At 71.2% G+C, this 15,657-nt stretch carries 18 protein-coding genes; 11 read left to right on the top strand and 7 right to left on the bottom strand.

The window, feature by feature from the left end:
* The first annotated feature begins 47 nt into the window (after nucleotides 1-47).
* The 4 genes from LO931_RS02435 to LO931_RS02420 all read left to right on the top strand — a co-directional run bounded on the left by LO931_RS02435 (nucleotide 48) and on the right by LO931_RS02420 (nucleotide 2,437).
* Nucleotides 48-1,010: a triacylglycerol lipase gene (locus LO931_RS02435; RefSeq protein WP_229051623.1), complete on the top strand. Its 963-nt coding sequence runs from the start codon at nucleotides 48-50 to the stop codon at nucleotides 1,008-1,010.
* Nucleotides 1,011-1,112: 102 nt separating this feature from the next.
* On the top strand, nucleotides 1,113-1,565 hold the full coding sequence (locus LO931_RS02430; RefSeq protein ID WP_229051622.1) for a hypothetical protein: 453 nt from the start codon (nucleotides 1,113-1,115) through the stop codon (nucleotides 1,563-1,565).
* A gap of 101 nt (nucleotides 1,566-1,666) precedes the next feature.
* Entirely contained in the window at nucleotides 1,667-2,086 is a 420-nt protein-coding gene (locus LO931_RS02425) for a hypothetical protein (protein ID WP_229051621.1), read from the top strand.
* Nucleotides 2,087-2,095: 9 nt separating this feature from the next.
* Nucleotides 2,096-2,437: a DUF1801 domain-containing protein gene (locus LO931_RS02420; protein WP_229051620.1), complete on the top strand. Its 342-nt coding sequence runs from the start codon at nucleotides 2,096-2,098 to the stop codon at nucleotides 2,435-2,437.
* A 3-nt stretch (nucleotides 2,438-2,440) separates the two neighbouring features.
* Here the strand turns inward: LO931_RS02420 and LO931_RS02415 are convergent, their stop codons facing one another.
* Together LO931_RS02415 and LO931_RS02410 are read right to left on the bottom strand one after the other, a co-directional pair.
* Nucleotides 2,441-2,923 (bottom strand): pyridoxamine 5'-phosphate oxidase family protein, encoded by a 483-nt coding sequence (locus LO931_RS02415; RefSeq protein WP_229051619.1) that lies wholly within the window; start codon nucleotides 2,921-2,923, stop codon nucleotides 2,441-2,443.
* 28 nt (nucleotides 2,924-2,951) lie between these two features.
* Nucleotides 2,952-3,380, bottom strand: coding sequence for a hypothetical protein (locus LO931_RS02410; RefSeq protein WP_229051618.1), 429 nt, complete (start codon nucleotides 3,378-3,380; stop codon nucleotides 2,952-2,954).
* 156 nt (nucleotides 3,381-3,536) lie between these two features.
* Between LO931_RS02410 and LO931_RS02405 the strand changes: the two genes are divergently transcribed.
* The 7 genes from LO931_RS02405 (at nucleotide 3,537) to LO931_RS02375 (ending at nucleotide 9,547) form a co-directional block, all read left to right on the top strand.
* Nucleotides 3,537-3,761 carry a hypothetical protein gene (locus LO931_RS02405; protein ID WP_304523488.1) on the top strand — a complete coding sequence of 75 codons (225 nt, stop codon included), beginning with the start codon at nucleotides 3,537-3,539 and terminating at the stop codon, nucleotides 3,759-3,761.
* The gene (locus LO931_RS02400; RefSeq protein ID WP_229051617.1) at nucleotides 3,761-4,075 is read left to right on the top strand and encodes a type II toxin-antitoxin system PemK/MazF family toxin; all 315 of its coding nucleotides are present in this window, start codon (nucleotides 3,761-3,763) and stop codon (nucleotides 4,073-4,075) included. Before LO931_RS02405 ends, LO931_RS02400 begins: the two co-directional genes overlap by 1 nt.
* Nucleotides 4,076-4,290: 215 nt before the next feature.
* A complete protein-coding gene (locus LO931_RS02395; protein WP_229051616.1) occupies nucleotides 4,291-5,790 on the top strand; it encodes an AarF/ABC1/UbiB kinase family protein in 1,500 nt (499 codons plus the stop codon).
* Between the two features lie 77 nt (nucleotides 5,791-5,867).
* The gene (locus LO931_RS02390) at nucleotides 5,868-6,476 is read left to right on the top strand and encodes a TetR/AcrR family transcriptional regulator (protein WP_229051615.1); all 609 of its coding nucleotides are present in this window, start codon (nucleotides 5,868-5,870) and stop codon (nucleotides 6,474-6,476) included.
* A 36-nt stretch (nucleotides 6,477-6,512) separates the two neighbouring features.
* The gene (locus LO931_RS02385) at nucleotides 6,513-8,855 is read left to right on the top strand and encodes an MMPL family transporter (RefSeq protein ID WP_229051613.1); all 2,343 of its coding nucleotides are present in this window, start codon (nucleotides 6,513-6,515) and stop codon (nucleotides 8,853-8,855) included.
* A gap of 85 nt (nucleotides 8,856-8,940) precedes the next feature.
* Entirely contained in the window at nucleotides 8,941-9,306 is a 366-nt protein-coding gene (locus tag LO931_RS02380) for an SRPBCC family protein (protein ID WP_229051612.1), read from the top strand.
* Between the two features lie 28 nt (nucleotides 9,307-9,334).
* On the top strand, nucleotides 9,335-9,547 hold the full coding sequence (locus tag LO931_RS02375; protein WP_229051610.1) for a hypothetical protein: 213 nt from the start codon (nucleotides 9,335-9,337) through the stop codon (nucleotides 9,545-9,547).
* Between the two features lie 39 nt (nucleotides 9,548-9,586).
* Here LO931_RS02375 and LO931_RS02370 read toward each other — a convergent pair whose 3' ends face one another.
* The 5 genes from LO931_RS02370 to LO931_RS02350 all read right to left on the bottom strand — a co-directional run bounded on the left by LO931_RS02370 (nucleotide 9,587) and on the right by LO931_RS02350 (nucleotide 15,657).
* On the bottom strand, nucleotides 9,587-10,201 hold the full coding sequence (locus tag LO931_RS02370) for an MBL fold metallo-hydrolase (RefSeq protein ID WP_229051609.1): 615 nt from the start codon (nucleotides 10,199-10,201) through the stop codon (nucleotides 9,587-9,589).
* Complete coding sequence (locus tag LO931_RS02365; RefSeq protein ID WP_229051608.1) at nucleotides 10,201-11,301, bottom strand: S-(hydroxymethyl)mycothiol dehydrogenase; 1,101 nt, start codon at nucleotides 11,299-11,301, stop codon at nucleotides 10,201-10,203. The genes LO931_RS02370 and LO931_RS02365 overlap by 1 nt, the downstream gene beginning before the upstream one ends.
* A 68-nt stretch (nucleotides 11,302-11,369) precedes the next feature.
* Complete coding sequence (locus tag LO931_RS02360; RefSeq protein WP_229051607.1) at nucleotides 11,370-13,118, bottom strand: ABC transporter ATP-binding protein; 1,749 nt, start codon at nucleotides 13,116-13,118, stop codon at nucleotides 11,370-11,372.
* Nucleotides 13,115-14,839 carry an ABC transporter ATP-binding protein gene (locus LO931_RS02355; protein WP_229051605.1) on the bottom strand — a complete coding sequence of 575 codons (1,725 nt, stop codon included), beginning with the start codon at nucleotides 14,837-14,839 and terminating at the stop codon, nucleotides 13,115-13,117. Before LO931_RS02355 ends, LO931_RS02360 begins: the two co-directional genes overlap by 4 nt.
* Complete coding sequence (locus LO931_RS02350) at nucleotides 14,836-15,657, bottom strand: ABC transporter ATP-binding protein (RefSeq protein WP_229051604.1); 822 nt, start codon at nucleotides 15,655-15,657, stop codon at nucleotides 14,836-14,838. The genes LO931_RS02355 and LO931_RS02350 overlap by 4 nt, the downstream gene beginning before the upstream one ends.

The following is a 15,657-nucleotide window of genomic DNA, read 5'->3' as shown; positions in this document are numbered from 1 at the left end:
GTGACTGAGGTAACTTCGGGTTACCGTCACGACCCCGGAGGTCCCTCATGCGCACTCCTCGTCTGGCAGGCGCCGTCCTGGCCCTGACCGCCCTGGTCGCGGGGGTGACGACGGCCCCCGCGCAGGCGGCGCCGAACCCGCCGCTGCCGGTGCCGTACTCCTTCCTGCTGCCGGCGGTCATCGCCGGCCTCGGCATCGATGCCGATCCGCCGGGCGCCAACGACTGGGACTGCCAGCCGTCGCCCGAGCACCCGACGCCGGTCGTGCTGGTGCACGGTCTGACGGGCAACAAGGCCACCAACTGGCAGACGTACGCGCCGCTGCTCGCCAACGAGGGCTACTGCGTCTTCGCCCTGACGTACGGCCAGTCGACGCTCGCCCCCGCGCCGTACAACCAGGTCTTTGGCGGACTCGGACCCATCGAGGCCAGCGCGGCGCAGCTCTCGGTCTTCGTCGACGAGGTGCTGGCGGCCACGGGTGCGGCGAAGGTCGACATCCTGGGCCACTCCGAGGGCACCCTGATGCCGAACTACTACGCGAAGTTCCTCGACGGGGCGGGCAAGATCGACAAGTACGTCTCGATCGCGCCGCTCTGGCACGGCACCGACCTGGCCGGTCTCGGCACGTTGAGCCTCATCGGCACCCCGTTCGGGCTGACGCCTGTCCTGAACGCCGCGCTCCAGCCGTTCTTCGCCTCGGGTCCGCAGCTGCTCGCCGGCTCGCCGTTCATCGAGAAGATGCGGTCCGGCGGCGGTCCTGCCGTCCCGGGCATCACGTACACGAACATCGTCACGCGGTACGACGAGCTCGTGATCCCGTACACCAGCGGTATCGAGCCGGGCATGACGAACTTCGTGGTGCAGGACTTCTGCGGTCTCGACCTGAGCGAGCACTTCCAGATCGTGGCCGACCCGGTCGCGGCGGCGCTGGTGCTCAACGCTCTCGATCCGGCTCACCCGCGGCCGGTGCCGTGCCAGCTGGTGCTGCCATTCGTGGGCAACGTCGTCTGACCCTGTTGGGGGCGTGAAGAACCGCACACGCTCGCCCTGCGTGGCGCACGGGGGATCGGGTACCCCTGATCGCACTCACCTCCCGCCCCGAAAGGTCGTCAGATGATCAGCTCGGTCCTGTCCCTCCCCGTCCGACTCGCGCAGCGCGCTGCTCAGGGTGTCGTGAGCGTGGGTGTCAGCACGGCGACCGCGGTGATCGGTCGGGTCCGTTCCGGTGGCACCGGCGATGACGGCACCGGCGGCGACTCCCCGGTGCCGGCGCCCAACCCGGCTCCTCCGCGGGAGGCTCCGGCAGCGGCGGCACCCGTGACGAAGGCTGCACCCGTGACCAAGGCTGCTCCGGCGAAGAAGCCGGCAGCTAAGAAGGCTCCGGCCGCGAAGGCGCCCGCGAAGAAGTCGACGCCCGCAGCGACGCCTGCCGATGTCGCTGCCCGCACCGCGCCGCGAGCGGACGAGAAGCAGCACGTCGAGTCCGAGGAGGTGCTGGCCTACAGCACCGGCCCCGACGTCAGCACGACCGTGGCGGACGAGGTCGCGGGCAGCGCGAAGCCCTAGTCGGCCGGCTCCCGTCCGACCTCACACTCCGGCCGCCTGTGTCGTCGTGTCTTCGCATCGTCCACCGCCCGCCACCGGCGAGCCTCGACATCGGAGACCTCATGACCTCGAAGGACTGGGTCCGCGCCGGACTCGTGTACCTCGCCTCGTACCAGGTGCTCGTCGGCCTCTGGCAGTTCGTGCTGCCGCGGTCGTTCTACGACGACGTCCCGACCGTGGACAACGACACTCCGTTCAACGAGCACCTGATGCGCGACGTCGGAGGGCTGGGCCTGGCCCTCGCGGTGGTGATCGTGTTCGCCGCGGTGTTCCTCGAGTACCACCTGGTGTGCGCCGCGTTGGCGGGGAACGTCGTCTACGCGGCCACCCATTTCGGGTTCCACGTCCTGAACCTCGGCGGCTGGTCGACGGGCGACGCCGTCCTGCTCGCGTCGGTGCTGGGGATCCACGTGCTGATCCCGCTCGCGGTGCTGCTCGCGGCGCGTCGCCAACCTCTGGAACCGACGGCCCAACGGGTCTAGTCTCCCGATGTGAGCGATGACTGGCGCGGTGAACTCATCGACCGACTGCGGACCCTGATCGTGCAGGCGGCGCCCGAGGTGGTCGAGGAGGTCAAGTGGCGCAAGCCCTCGAACCCTGACGGCGTGCCGACCTTCTCCCTTGAGGGTCTGGTGTGCACCGTCGAGACCTACAAGGACAAGGTCAAGGTGACGTTCGCGAAGGGCGCCTCGGTCGACGACCCGTCGGGCGTCTTCAACGCCAGCCTGGACGCCGGCACGCGGCGGGCGGTCGACATCCCCGCCCCGGACGCCCTCGACGAGGAGGCCTTCGTCGAGCTGGTCCGCCGCGCCGTCGACCTCAACCGGGCCTGAGCCTCAGACGTCGTCGATCTTCGCGTGGTCCCCGCCGTCGTACGGCTGGCCGGTGATCTTCGACTTCACGAAGCTGATCGCGGTGGCGACCCGGCCGCCCGGGTTGTCCCAGTACTCGGCCGACTCCACGTCGACCTTGAGCAGGATCGCGTTCGGGTCCTCGGGGCCCTCCGGGATCCAGGCCTCGGCGAACGTGCTCCACAGCTCGCGCAGCTTGTCGACGTCGTCGACGACCGATGCCTTTCCTGCGAGCGAGACCCAGGAGGTCTCGCTGCTGACGGTCACCCCGACCGTGGGGTTCGCCCGCACGTGCTCGACCTTGCGGGAGTCGCGGGTCGCGATGAACCACAGGTCGACGGAGAGATCGACCTCCTGTCGCGCCATGGGACGACTGACGAGCGTGCCGTCTGCGTCGGTGGTGGTCAGCATGCAGAAGCGGGAGTCCTTGGTCAGGTCGACGAGGCGCTCGATGTCGGAGGTGCTCATGCCGGGGGAGTACCCGCTGGGGCGAGTCTCACCCGACCTCGGATGCCAGGGCGTCCGGCGGGACGACGCCGCAGGAGCGGTCGGTGGCGAAGAACAGGGGGCGGCTCGCGAACGGTGCGGCGACCAGCAGCTCGTGCGTCATGCGGCACCAGGCTCGGTCGTCATCAGTGAGCGCGGACTGACCCGGGCGCGCCCGCATCAGTGCGAGGGATCCTCCGGGATGCTCCGTGCGGATCACCTCGGCGTGCGCCGCGAGGAACTTCTCCATGACGTCACGGTCGAGGCCTCCGTCGTGCTCGGTGTCGTAGACCTGGATCACGGTCGGGATGACGCGGTCACGTCGGTCGACCACCAGGGCGAACAGCTGCGGAGCGTCGTAGCCGAGGTCGCCGTCGATGAAGCGCCAGACACGGGTCAGGTCGTGGATCGTGCGGATGGGTCGGTCCTGGATTCTCATGCCCGGCAGTCTCGGCCGATTCGATCCGTCGCGGGGATCGCCGTCCACAGGGGTGGGACGGAGCGGTGAGTCTGTGGACAGGCGGTCGACGACAGGAACCGTCGTGGAGACGATGATCGGATGACGAGTGCATCCCAAACCGGTACCGTCGTGCGCATGAGCACGCAGATCGCCGTCCGCCTTCCCGACGACCTCGTGGCCTGGATCGACGCCCAGGTCGCGAACGGCGCCGGATCTCGAGCTGCCGTGGCGACCAAGGCGCTCCGGCGGTACCGACGTCATCTGGAGGCGGAGCAGGACGCGGAGATCTACCGCGCCTCCGAGCCGGTGAGGTGGACCGAGTCCGACGACGGCCGTCGCTCTTTCCCGATCCTCGACTGATGCGTCCGATCCACCTGGTTCGTCTGGACAAGACTCGGCCCGCCGTTGTGCTGACCCGGGAGTCGGCCGCGCGAGCGATGACCTCGGTGACCGTGGTGCCGATCACGACGACCGTGAGGGGGTTGGTCACCGAGGTGCCGGTGGGGCCGGACAACGGCCTGGAGCAGGGAGGGGTCATCTCGTGCGACAACGTCCAGACGGTGTCGACGACCGATCTCGGCCGTCGAGTCGGCGTGCTGCTGGAGCGGCAGGAGGGTGACCTGGCCCGTGCTCTCGTGAGTGCTTTCGACCTACGCGTGGAGGACGTCGTCTGACCGGTCGGCCATGCTCCGCGCGCGTCGCGGCGCCCCGACGTCTCGGCGGGTCAGGTGCACCGCCAGCAGCAGGTTGGGCACCCGGCACAGCCGCGCGATCGCGACGTAGGACGCGTCGAAGGGGAGTCCGGCCGCGGTGTGGCGCGCGCCTCGTGATGGCGCACACCCCGCGCAGGGCTCGCACCATACCGTCGGTATGTGACACTCTCGATGTCATGAGCATCCCGCCGCCGCTGCCGAACCTCGACGCCCTGATCCGTGGCTCGGAGCGCCTCGCCGCCGTCCCCGGTCTGACGCAGCAGGCCCTGCAGTGGCACCACGAGGCCGCCGACCAGCGCGTCGTCGTGAGCCGCGAGGCGAAGCGCCTCGCCACGCCGCGACTGTGGCCCGACACGATCGGATCGCTGCTCTCGATGGGCTGGCGCGTGGTCACCACCGCCGCCCCCGACGTGCCGTTCCAGCTGCTCGGTGCCGCCGCGGCGGCGGTCGGCCTGCGGGTCGAGCCGCCGAACGCGAGCGCCGGCACGCTGGAGCGCGCACAGCGACTCGTGCGCGCCGGCGGTCCCACCTACGTCAAGCTCGGCCAGTTCATCGCCACGGCCGACGGCCTGCTCCCCGACGAGTGGGTCCAGGCCTTCGCCTGGTGCCGCGACGAGGCCCCGGCACTGCCGACCGACGTCGTGCTCGGCGTCGTCGACCGCGAGCTCGCCGACGTGCGTGATCAGCTGGCGTGGATCGATGACGAGCCGCTCGCGACCGGGTCGATCGGCCAGGTCCACCGAGGACGCCTGGTCGACGGCACCGAGGTCGTGGTGAAGGTGCGCCGCCCCGGCCTGCGACGTCGCTTCCGGGCCGACATCGAGACCCTTGCGCTCACGGCCGCGGCCGCCGAGAAGCTGCACGAGGGGACGCGTTCCGCGAACCTGCCCGGCTTCGTGGAGCTGTTCGCCCAGCTGGCGCTGGAGGAGCTCGACTTCCGGTTGGAGGCCGCCAACCTCGTCGACTCGACCGCCGTGCTGGAGGCGCTCGGAGCCGATCACATGCGCGCGCCGCGGCCGGTGCCGGGCATGGTGACCGAGCGCGTCCTCGTGATGGAGCTGCTGCCCGGGGTGTCGTACGCGCGCCTCGACCCCTCCCGCGACCACGACGGCGAGCGCCTGCTCCACCTGGGCATCAAGGGTGTCGTCGAGGCGACCCTGAAGCACGGTGTCTTCCACGGCGACCTGCACGCCGGCAACGTGCTGGTCGACGAGGACACGGGCTCGTTCTCGCTCGTCGACTTCGGCATCGCCGGGCGACTCGACGCGGCGCAGCGCGCCGGACTCGTCGAGTACCTCACGGCCTGGGCGATGAGTGACGCCGAGGGCCAGATCCGCGCGATGCAGTCGTTCGGCGCCATCGCGCACGACGCCGAGATCGAGGCCCTGGTGGCCGAGCTGCAGGTCGAGCTCGACCTCCTGCAGGACCGGTCTCGTGGGGCGGTGACCTTCGACCAGCTCGGCCTCACCCTGGGCCGGCTGCTGCAGGTGCTGGCCCGCAACGGGTTCCGCATGCCGAAGGAGCTCGTGCTGTTCTTCAAGAACCTGCTGTACCTGGCGGGCTTCGCGGCCAGCGTCGCGCCGGACGCCGACGTGCTCGACGTGGTGCAGACGATCCTGCTCGACCTGCTCGCGGACCCCGAGTCGGGACTGGCGGAGGCGACCACTGCGGCCTGACTCCGCCGAAAGGCGGAGGGGAGGATCACCCTCACGGCCGATTGCACTCTACTTTCGATAGTGCAAAACTGCACTCTATGGATGAGAGTGCAAGTGCTGCGCGTCGTCGCCGGACGGCTCGCTCGATCTCGCAGTGCGCCCAGCGTCTCGCGATCGAGCACGGCCTGGACGGCTTCACGATGGACGACCTCGCCGCGTGTGCCGACGTCTCGCGCCGCACCCTGTTCAACTACGTCCCGAGCAAGGTCGACGCCGTGCTTGGCGTGGCCGACGGGGACCCCGACCCGGCACTCCTGGCCGACTTCCTCTCGGGCGGTCCCACCGGTCACCTGATGACCGACGTGAAGGAGCTGCTCTGCGTCGCGCTCGCGGCCGACGACGTCGACGCAGCCGAGGTCGCGCGCATCCGCCGGCTCATCCGCAGCGACCCGCGCCTGTACGGCGCCGTGCACGAGCGCCTGGTCGACGTCGTCTCGATGTTCTCGGGGCTCATCGAGCAGCGTGAGGGGGCGGTCGCTCCGCTGACCGCCCAGATCGTCACCCGGCTGACCGTGAGCCTTCTCGACGTCGCTCTCGACGAGTCGCTCGCCGACGGCAGCCTCGACCTCGCCCAGCACTTCGACCGCGTGTTCACGGGCGCCGCCGACCTCCTCGGCGGGGCCCCTTCCGTTCCAGCACGTTCCTGACCACCACCAGCCACCTCGACCCAGGAGATCCCTGACATGGCCACCCTGCTCTACCGACTCGGCAAGAACGCCTACCGGCGTTGGCCGATCTTCCTCGCCGCGTGGGTCGTCGCCCTCGTCGGCCTCGGCGCCGCTGCCGGCGCCCTGTCCAAGCCGATGTCCGACACGTTCTCGATCCCCGGGGTCGAGTCCGTCGAGACCGCCGAGCTCCAGCAGGAGCTCTTCCCCGAGGCCGCCGCGGTCGACGCGCCGTCGGCGACCATCGTGGTCGCGGCGCCGGAGGGGGAGACCCTCGCGGACGAGCCGTACGCGGACGCGGTGACCACCCTCGTGACCGACCTCGGCTCGCTCGACGACGTCTCGCAGGGCGTGGTCGGACCCGTGGAGACGGCAGCGGCCCTGCAGGCGCAGGTGACCACAGGCGTCGACGAGGCCGAGGCCCAGGCGACGGCTGCAGGTCAGCCGTTCGACCGCGATGCCGCGCTCGAGGCCGCCGAGGCGCAGGTCGCCTCGGCCACGCCGCTGTCGGAGGACGGGCGCATCGGCACGATCGCCTTCACGTTCGACAAGCCGACCCAGCTCGACGTCACCTCCGACATGCAGGACGAGGTCGTCGACCTCATGGACACCGCGCGTGACTCCGGCCTGACGGTCGAGGTCTCGGGCCCGGCGATGCAGATCGTCGAGCAGCACGGCGCCTCGTCGGAGCTCATCGGCATCGCGCTCGCGCTGGTGATCCTCGCGCTGACCTTCGGCTCGCTCGTCGCGGCCGGCATGCCCATCCTCACGGCCGGCATCGGCGTCGGCATCGGCATCACGGGCATCACCGCGATGACCGCGTTCGCCGAGGTGCCCTCCAGCACCACTGCGCTCGCCAGCATGCTCGGGCTCGCGGTCGGCATCGACTACGCCCTGTTCATCCTGGCGCGGTTCCGCGGCGAGCTCGACCACACCGACGACCGCGAGGAGGCCATCGGCGTCGCCGTCGGCACCGCGGGCTCCGCCGTCGTGTTCGCCGGCCTGACCGTGATCATCGCCCTCGTCGCCCTGAGCGTCGTCGGCATCTCGTTCCTGACCGCGATGGGCATCGGTGCGGCGGTCACCGTCGCGGTCGCGGTCCTCGTGGCCCTGACCCTGCTGCCGGCCGTGCTTGGCATGTTGAAGTCGAAGGCCTTCGGCGGCACCTTCCGCCGCTACCGCCCGCGGCGTGAGGCGAACGGCCGGATCGTCAACAACGGCGTGCGCTGGGCCCGGTTCCTGGGCAAGGCGCCGATCGCCGCCGTCATCATCGTGGTCGTGGGGCTCGGAGCCCTCGCGATCCCGGCGAAGGACATGCACCTGGCGCTGCCGTCCGACAGCACCGCTGCCGAGGGCACCACGCAGCGCGAGGCCTCCGACCTGGTCGCCGAGGCGTTCGGCCCTGGCCGGCTCTCGCCGATGCTGGTCGTCGTCGACGCGCGTGACGTCTCCTCGCCGGAGGAGCAGCAGGCCGCCTACCAGGCTGTCGCGGCGTGGGCCGGCAGCCAGGACGACGTGACCAACGCGATGGTGGCCACCAGCAACGAGAACGGCGCGATGATCCTCGTCGAGCCGTCGTCCTCGGCCGAGGACACCGCCACCGAGGACCTGCTGCAGGCGTTGCGCGACGGCGAGGCCGACATCGAGGCCGAGACCGGCACGACCGTCGGCGTCACGGGCATGACCGCGATCGGCACCGACGTGTCGCAGAAGCTCGCGGACGCCCTGCCGATCTACCTCGCGATCGTGATCGGCCTGGCGTTCCTGCTGCTGGTCATGGTGTTCCGCTCGCTGCTCGTCCCGCTGACCGCGACGCTGGGCTTCCTGCTCTCGGTCATGGCGACGCTCGGCGCGACGGTCGCGCTGTTCCAGGAGGGTCTGTTCGGGCTGTTCCCGGGCCAGCCGATCGTGAGCTTCATCCCGATCTTCCTGATCGGCGTCGTGTTCGGCCTGGCGATGGACTACCAGGTGTTCCTGGTGACCCGCATCCGTGAGGCGTACGTGCACGGCGCGTCGCCGCGCGAGGCAGTCGTCGACGGGTTCCGCAACAGTGCCCGCGTCGTCACGGCGGCGGCGCTGATCATGACCGCGGTGTTCGCCGGCTTCATCTTCATGGACGAGCCGATCATCCAGTCGATGGGCTTCGCGCTCGCTGCGGCGGTCATCTTCGACGCCTTCATCGTGCGGATGATGTTGATTCCGGCGCTGATGTACCTGATGGGCGACAAGGCCTGGTACCTGCCGAAGTGGCTCGACCGGATCATCCCGAACGTCGACATCGAGGGCGAGAACCTGCACCGCCCGCACCTGTCGGGGCAGTACGCCGAGGGCGAGCGGACGAAGGAGTCGGTCGACGCCTGACCCGGTGCCTCCGGCCGAACCCCCGTCTCACCTCGAGACGGGGGTTCGTCGCGCGCGCACGGTCCGCCGCGACGATGCTGGACCGATGCTGACCCTCCACCGCGAGATCCCGGCGCACCCCGACCAGGTGTGGCACCTGCTGACCGACCTCGCTGCCTGGCCGCTCTGGGGTCCGACGGTCAGGCGAGCCGAGATCGACGGCGAGTTCGTGGCAGGAGCGACGGGTCGAGTGTGGCCTCCGCTCGGGCCACCCCTGCCGTTCGAGCTGACGACCGTCGTGCCCGGCCGCCGTTGGTCGTGGAAGGTCGCCGGGGTGCCCGCCACGAGCCACGCCGTCGAGGCCTCGGGAGCCGGCACGCGGCTCAGCATGGGCACCCCGGTCTGGGCGCCCGCCTATGCGCCGGTCGTGGCACTCGCCCTCCGCAGGATCGACCGGCTCGCCCGCGCGTGACCGACGGCACGACGGGTACCCCGGGGACATGAGCACCCAGGATCAGAACCAGGACAAGAAGATGGACCAGAAGGACGCCAAGGACTGGACCGTCGAGGACGCGATGGCCGTCGACTCCACGCCCGACTCCGTGCGCCTCTCGTCCGACCCGTCCGAGCCGGAGCCGGTGCAGCGCAACGACGGTGCCGTGGTCGACCCCGAGATCGAGCAGGACGACCCCGACGAGGACGAGCAGGTCTGACCTCAGTCGTCGCACGTCAAGGGGCGGGGCGGGCGGAGGTCAGGCGTCGAGGTTGGCCTTCTCGGCGCCGATCGTGGTGTCGTCGCCGTGGCCCGTGTGCACGACGGTCTCGTCGGGCAGCGCGAACAGCTTCGCGCGGATCGAGGCCTCGATCGTGGGTCGGTCGCTGAACGAGCGACCGGTCGCGCCGGGTCCGCCGTTGAACAGGGTGTCGCCCGTGAACACGGCACCGAGCTCCGGCGCGTGCAGGCACACGGCACCGGGCGCGTGCCCCGGCGTGTGCAGCAGGATGAGGGTCGTGCCGGCGACCTCGATCGACAGCCCGTCGGAGAGGTCGTGGTCCCAGATGATCGCGTCGCCGTGGGTGAGCTCCCACACCGGACGGTCGTCGGGGTGCAGGTAGATCGGAGCGCCCGTGCGCTCGCGCAGCTCGGGCGCCACACGCACGTGGTCGTCGTGCGCGTGCGTGCAGAGGATCGCAGTCAGCGTGCGCTCGCCGACCGCGGCGAGGATCGCGTCGACCGAGTGCGGGGCGTCGATGACGACGCACTCGGTGTCGTCGCCGACGATCCAGACGTTGTTGTCGACGTCGTGGGTCTCGCCGTCGAGGCTGAACGTGCCGCTCGTGACGGCGTGGTCGATGCGGGCGGTCATCAGAGCACCACGACCGATCGCAGCACGTCGCCGTGGTGCATCCGCTCGAAGGCGGCCTCGACGGCGTCGATCTCGATCTCCTCGGTCACGAACGCGTCGAGGTCGAGGCGGCCCTGCTGGTACAGGTCGACGAGCATCGGGAAGTCGCGGCTCGGCAGGCAGTCGCCGTACCAGCTGGACTTGAGCGATCCGCCGCGGCCGAAGACGTCGATCAGCGGCAGCTGCGGCACCTTCATGTCCGGGGTCGGCACGCCGACCAGGACCACGGTGCCGGCCAGGTCGCGGGCGTAGAACGCCTGCTCCCAGGTCTCGGGGCGGCCCACGGCCTCGATGACGATGTCGGCTCCCTCGGCACCCGGGTAGGTCTGGGCGGCGATCTCCTTGATCGCCTCGACGGGGTCGGTCTTCGAGGAGTCGACCGTGTGGGTCGCGCCGAGCTTGCGGGCGGTCTCCAGCTTCTTGGCGTCGATGTCGACCGCGATGACCGGGCTCGCGCCGGAGAGCGCGGCACCCGCGATCGCGGCCACCCCCACGCCACCGCAGCCGATCACGGCGACGGACCGGCCGCGCGTGGCGCCGCCGGTGTTGATGGCGGCACCGATGCCGGCCATGACGCCGCAGCCCAGCAGGCCCACAGCCGCGGCGCGGGCGGCCGGGTCGACCTTGGTGCACTGGCCGGCGGCGACCAGGGTCTTCTCGGCGAACGCGCCGATGCCGAGGGCGGGGGAGAGCTCCGTGCCGTCCTCGAGCGTCATCTTCTGCGTCGCGTTGAACGTCGCGAAGCAGTACTGCGGCTCACCGCGGTTGCAGGCGCGACAGTCACCGCAGACCGCGCGCCAGTTCAGCACCACGAAGTCGCCCGGGGCGACCTCGGTGACGTCGGGCCCGACGGCCTCGACGACGCCAGCGGCCTCGTGGCCCAGCAGGAACGGGAACTCGTCGTTGATGCCGCCCTCGCGGTAGTGGAGGTCGGTGTGGCACACCCCGCACGCCTGCACCTGCACCACGGCCTCACCCGGTCCCGGGTCGGGCACGTTGATCGTCACGAGCTCGACAGGAGCCCCCTTCGAACGGGCGATGACGGCCTTGACCTGCTGCATGGTGCACCTTTTCGTCGACTGCTCGTCAGTGTGTCAGAGGCACTTCCTGCTCGCCGTGCGGTGCGGGGTCAGGTGCCGCTGTAGACGCGCCAGAGCTCGGCGTAGCGGCCACCCGCGGCGAGGAGGTCGTCGTGGCTGCCTTCCTCGAGCACGCGTCCCTGCTCGAGCACCACGACGCGGTCGCACGCCTTCGCCTGCGAGAGCCGGTGCGCGATGACAATCGCCGTGCGTCCGGCGAGCACCTGGGCCGTGGCGGCCGCGAGGTGGCCCGCGGTGCGGGAGTCCGCCTCGGCGGTGGCCTCGTCGAGGATGGCGAGGTCCGGGTCGTGCAGCACCAGCCGGGCCAATGACAGCAGCTGCGCGTCGGCGCCGGTGATGCGGTGACCCTCGTCGCCCAGCGCGGAGTCGAGTCCCTCGGGCAGAGCGGCCAGCACCCCGTCGGCCCGGGCCGTGCGCAGGGCGTCGTGCAACGTCGCGTCGGACGCCTCGGGTGCGGCGAACCTCAGGTTGTCGCGTAGCGTCCCGGCGAACACGTGGCTCGCCTGGTCGAGGTAGGCGATGCGCGACCGGTCGACCCCGGTGGCGATGCTGCCGCTGGTCGGCTCGCGCACGCCGGCGACCAGTCGCGCGAGGGTCGTCTTGCCCGACCCGGTGGAGCCCACAACGGCCACGTGCTCGCCTGGAGCGACGCTGAAGGAGACGTCCTGGAGCACGGGGTGGCCGGATCGGTACGCGAAGCCCACCCCGTCGACCTCGACCACGGCTCTGGTGGCAGGGGCCGAGGCGGACGCGGGGGTGGTCGCGGTGGACCCCGAGCTCGTGACCCCCACGACCCGCGCGAACGAGGCGGCCGCCGACTGCAGGTCGTCCATGACGAACATCAGCGCCTGCAGAGGGCCGGTGACCTGGAGGAACAGCAGCGAGGCTGCGGTGACCTGCCCGAGCGTCGTGCCGAAGCGGTCGGCGAGCACGAAGCCGCACCCCAGCACGAGCAGCAGCCCGACGGCCTCGGCCAGGTTGATGCGGCCGAAGAAGCGGTTCTGCATGATGCGGGCGCGCACCTCCCAGCGCGCGACCTCCCACGTGGCGGCCTGCACGCCGGCCACACGCGCCGGGCCGGTCTGGAAGGCGGCCACGGTCGGCAATGCGTTCAGCGTCGTGAGCACCTGCTCGCCGCGCGTGCTGTCGGACGACCGCAGCGCGGCGTAGACCGGCGGCACGGCGGGGAGGTACCAGCGCAGTGCGCGGACGTAGAGCGGCAGCCCGAGCGCGAACGCGATCGTGAAGCGCCAGTCGATGACCGCCGTGCCGGCCAGCACGAGGACGATCGTGAAACCGGCCCACGCCATGGTCGGCAGGATGCCGGGCAGGTCGTCGGCGACGGCGCGGGTGTCGGTGGCGGCGCGGGTGACGACGTCGCCCACGCCGACCCGTTCCACCTCGGCCTCGGGAAGGTCCAGCGACGAGGCCACGAACCTCTCGCGCAGCTCGGCTGCCATCGTGTCGACGAGCCTGCCGAGCGCCACGACCCCGAAGAGCTCGACGATGCCGCCGACCACCGCCGCGGTAGCGAGGGCGCCGAGCTGCCACCAGAACACAGCCGGGACGCCGCTTCCGTCGCTCGTCGTGACGGTGTCGACCATCCAGCCGATCGTGAGCGGCAGCACCAGCGTGCTGGCGGCGGACAGCAGCAGGAGCGCCAGGATGCCGGCGATCGACCACCCGCGACCGCTCGCGAGCCTGCCGACCTCGGCACGCATCTGCGCGCGGTCGGCGACGGGAAGGCGGGGGAGGAGCCCCTCGTCGGCCCTGCTCACGACCGCACTCCGTGGGCGGACCCGATGCTGCGGTCGGCCACGGCGTGGAACGCGGGCGACGAGGTGATCACGATCGTGGTCGACCCTTGCCGCGCAGCGCGGACCCGTGCCGCGATGTCGTGCTCGGTCACCGCGTCGACCGAGCTCGTTGGGTCGTGCAGCACGAGCACGGGTGCCTCGTGCGCGATCGCCCGCGCGAGCGCCACGCGCTGACGCTGGCCGCCCGAGAGCGTCCGGCCGGCGTCGCCGATGAGGGTGTCGTAGCCGAGCGGCAGCTCGTGCTCGAGGCTCTCGCAGCGCGCAACCTGGAGCGCCGCTCGGGCGAGGGCGGGATCGGCGTGCACGTTCGCGAGCACCGTCGGCTCCAGCAGGTCCGCGTGGTGGGGCGCGACGAGGATCGTGCGGCGCACCGAGGAGGGGTCGTGCTCGTGAAGGGGACGGTCGTCGAGGGTGGCCTCGGTGTCTCCCTCACCCCGGGAGGTGAGCACGAGTGTGTCCACCAGGGCGTCGGCGTGGGCGGACGGAAGGTCGATCACGACGAAGTCGCCCGACTCCACCTCGACCGGCGCGTCGAGGTGCGGCGAGACGAGGCGGAGGCGGGGTGAGGCGGGCACCGCCGCCGTGCCGAGCGCGGCCGGGTTGGGCTCGCTGCCGAGCAGGTCGAGCACGCGTCCGGCGGAGGCGAGCACCACGGCCCCCAAGGTCGCGGCCTCCTCCACGAGGTGCCGCAACGGCTGCAGGAGCAGCTGGGCCAGGCCGGCCGCGGCGATCAAGGCGCCCACCGAGATCGCGCCGTCGAACGTCAGCAGGGCGGCCACCACGGTGACCAGTCCGGCGAACAGCCCGGTCAGCATCGCGTTGGTGCCCACCAGTGCGCCCTCGGCGGAGTTGGCGGCGAGCGAGCCGCGCAGGGCCGATCGGCTGACGTGGCGGTAGTGCTCCGAGGCTGCGGCCTGAGCGTGGATGCCGGCGATGACGCGGTGACCCGCGATCAGGTCGGCTGCCGTGCCGGAGGCGTCGGCGATGGTCTCCTGCTCGCGCTGGGCGCGGGTGCGGAGAGGTCGCGACGCCACCGTCATGACGGCCAGCAACAGGGGTGCGCCCACCAGCACGAGTCCTCCCAGCAGCGGGTGGATGACGAACAGCGAGACCGTCGCGACCACGATGCCCACGACGCTGCCGAGCGGGTAGATCGCGAAGTAGAGCGCGCTGCAGGTGCGGGACGCGTCGGAGGTGGCGACCGACAGCAGGCGACCGGGCAGCTGGGCCGGACCGGCCGACCCGCGGACGTCGAGGATGCGCTCGACGACCCGCGCCGAGAGCTCGTACTGGGCCCGCTGCACGCAGTGCCAGCCCATGCGGCCGCCGAAGCGGTAGGTCAGGTTGATCACGACGTAGAGGCCCGCGATCACCGCGGCCCACGCCAGGAACGTCCCGATCGCGTCGTTCGCCGCAGCTCCCTCGGTGACCGGGCCGATGCCGCGGTCGATCGCGGCTCCGAGCGCCAGCGGCACCAGCGTGAACGCGGTGTTGTAGGTGATCAGCAGCAGGCATCCGACGCCCGCCAGCCAGCCGCCGGAGCGGATCACCGCGACCGCCAGCTGCAGCGGACGCATGCCGCCGCGCATCGCGATGCGCGGCTTCGGCGGCGTGTCCGGGACGTCGAAGAAGACCGGGAGCCGCTTCGGCGGGTTCCAGGCCGACGTCGGGGCTCCACTCACGTCAGCACGTGATCCCGCGCGTGGTCAGGCGGCAGCGGGTAGACCGTCGGGGTGCCGGTGATGGGGTCCGGCGAGACGAGGCACGGCAGCTCGAAGACCTCTTCGACGAGCTCCGCGGTCATGACGTCCTCGGGCGCCCCGGTCGTGACGATGCGACCGTCCTTCATGACGATCAGGTGGTCGGCGTAGCGGGCGGCCTGGTTGAGGTCGTGCAGCACGGCGACGAGCGTCTTCCCCTGGCCGTGCAGCGTCGTGAGCAGCTCGAGCAGCTGGTACTGGTGGGCGATGTCGAGGAAGGTCGTGGGCTCGTCGAGCAGCATGATCGGCGTCTGCTGGGCCAGCAGCATGGCCACCCAGACGCGCTGGCGCTGGCCGCCGGAGAGCTCGTCGACGTAGCGGCCGGAGAGCTCGTCGACGCGGGTGGCGGCCATGGCCTCGTGGACGGCGGTCTCGTCCTCGGGACGCCACTGCTGGATCAGCGACTGGTACGGCGCACGGCCGCGGGCCACCAGGTCGGCGACCCGGATGCCGTCGGGGGCGAGCGAGGTCTGGGGAAGGAGCCCGAGGCGGCGCGCGACCTCCTTGGACTTGTACGAGCGGATGGCCTCGCCGTCGAGCACGACCTGCCCGGTCGTGGGGGTGAGCACGCGCGCCAGCGCGCGCAGCAGGGTCGACTTGCCGCACGCGTTGGGGCCGATGATCGCGGTGAACGAGCCGTCGGGGATCTCGGCGGTCAGGTCGGTCGAGATCGTGCGCTTGTCGTAGCCGATCGTGACGCCGTCGGCCCTCAGGCGTGAGCTCTCGGTTCCTGATGTCAT

Origin of the sequence: Aeromicrobium sp. Leaf350, assembly GCF_916858655.1 — a bacterium.
GTDB lineage: Bacteria > Actinomycetota > Actinomycetes > Propionibacteriales > Nocardioidaceae > Aeromicrobium.
The sequence above is the reverse complement of the archived record's forward strand: the minus strand, read 5'-3'. Positions and strand labels throughout refer to the sequence as shown.

Bases quoted from the DNA above. Each gene is read 5' to 3' on its own strand.
- LO931_RS02400 (WP_229051617.1), top strand. From the start codon at position 3,761: ATGCGTCCGATCCACCTGGTTCGTCTGGACAAGACTCGGCCCGCCGTT.
- LO931_RS02430 (WP_229051622.1), top strand. From the start codon at position 1,113: ATGATCAGCTCGGTCCTGTCCCTCCCCGTCCGACTCGCGCAGCGCGCT.
- LO931_RS02425 (WP_229051621.1), top strand. From the start codon at position 1,667: ATGACCTCGAAGGACTGGGTCCGCGCCGGACTCGTGTACCTCGCCTCG.
- LO931_RS02385 (WP_229051613.1), top strand. From the start codon at position 6,513: ATGGCCACCCTGCTCTACCGACTCGGCAAGAACGCCTACCGGCGTTGG.
- LO931_RS02405 (WP_304523488.1), top strand. From the start codon at position 3,537: ATGAGCACGCAGATCGCCGTCCGCCTTCCCGACGACCTCGTGGCCTGG.
- LO931_RS02410 (WP_229051618.1), bottom strand. From the start codon at position 3,380: ATGAGAATCCAGGACCGACCCATCCGCACGATCCACGACCTGACCCGT.
- LO931_RS02375 (WP_229051610.1), top strand. From the start codon at position 9,335: ATGAGCACCCAGGATCAGAACCAGGACAAGAAGATGGACCAGAAGGAC.
- LO931_RS02370 (WP_229051609.1), bottom strand. From the start codon at position 10,201: ATGACCGCCCGCATCGACCACGCCGTCACGAGCGGCACGTTCAGCCTC.
- LO931_RS02365 (WP_229051608.1), bottom strand. From the start codon at position 11,301: ATGCAGCAGGTCAAGGCCGTCATCGCCCGTTCGAAGGGGGCTCCTGTC.
- LO931_RS02395 (WP_229051616.1), top strand. From the start codon at position 4,291: ATGAGCATCCCGCCGCCGCTGCCGAACCTCGACGCCCTGATCCGTGGC.
- LO931_RS02415 (WP_229051619.1), bottom strand. From the start codon at position 2,923: ATGAGCACCTCCGACATCGAGCGCCTCGTCGACCTGACCAAGGACTCC.
- LO931_RS02435 (WP_229051623.1), top strand. From the start codon at position 48: ATGCGCACTCCTCGTCTGGCAGGCGCCGTCCTGGCCCTGACCGCCCTG.
- LO931_RS02390 (WP_229051615.1), top strand. From the start codon at position 5,868: ATGGATGAGAGTGCAAGTGCTGCGCGTCGTCGCCGGACGGCTCGCTCG.
- LO931_RS02350 (WP_229051604.1), bottom strand. From the start codon at position 15,657: ATGACATCAGGAACCGAGAGCTCACGCCTGAGGGCCGACGGCGTCACG.
- LO931_RS02380 (WP_229051612.1), top strand. From the start codon at position 8,941: ATGCTGACCCTCCACCGCGAGATCCCGGCGCACCCCGACCAGGTGTGG.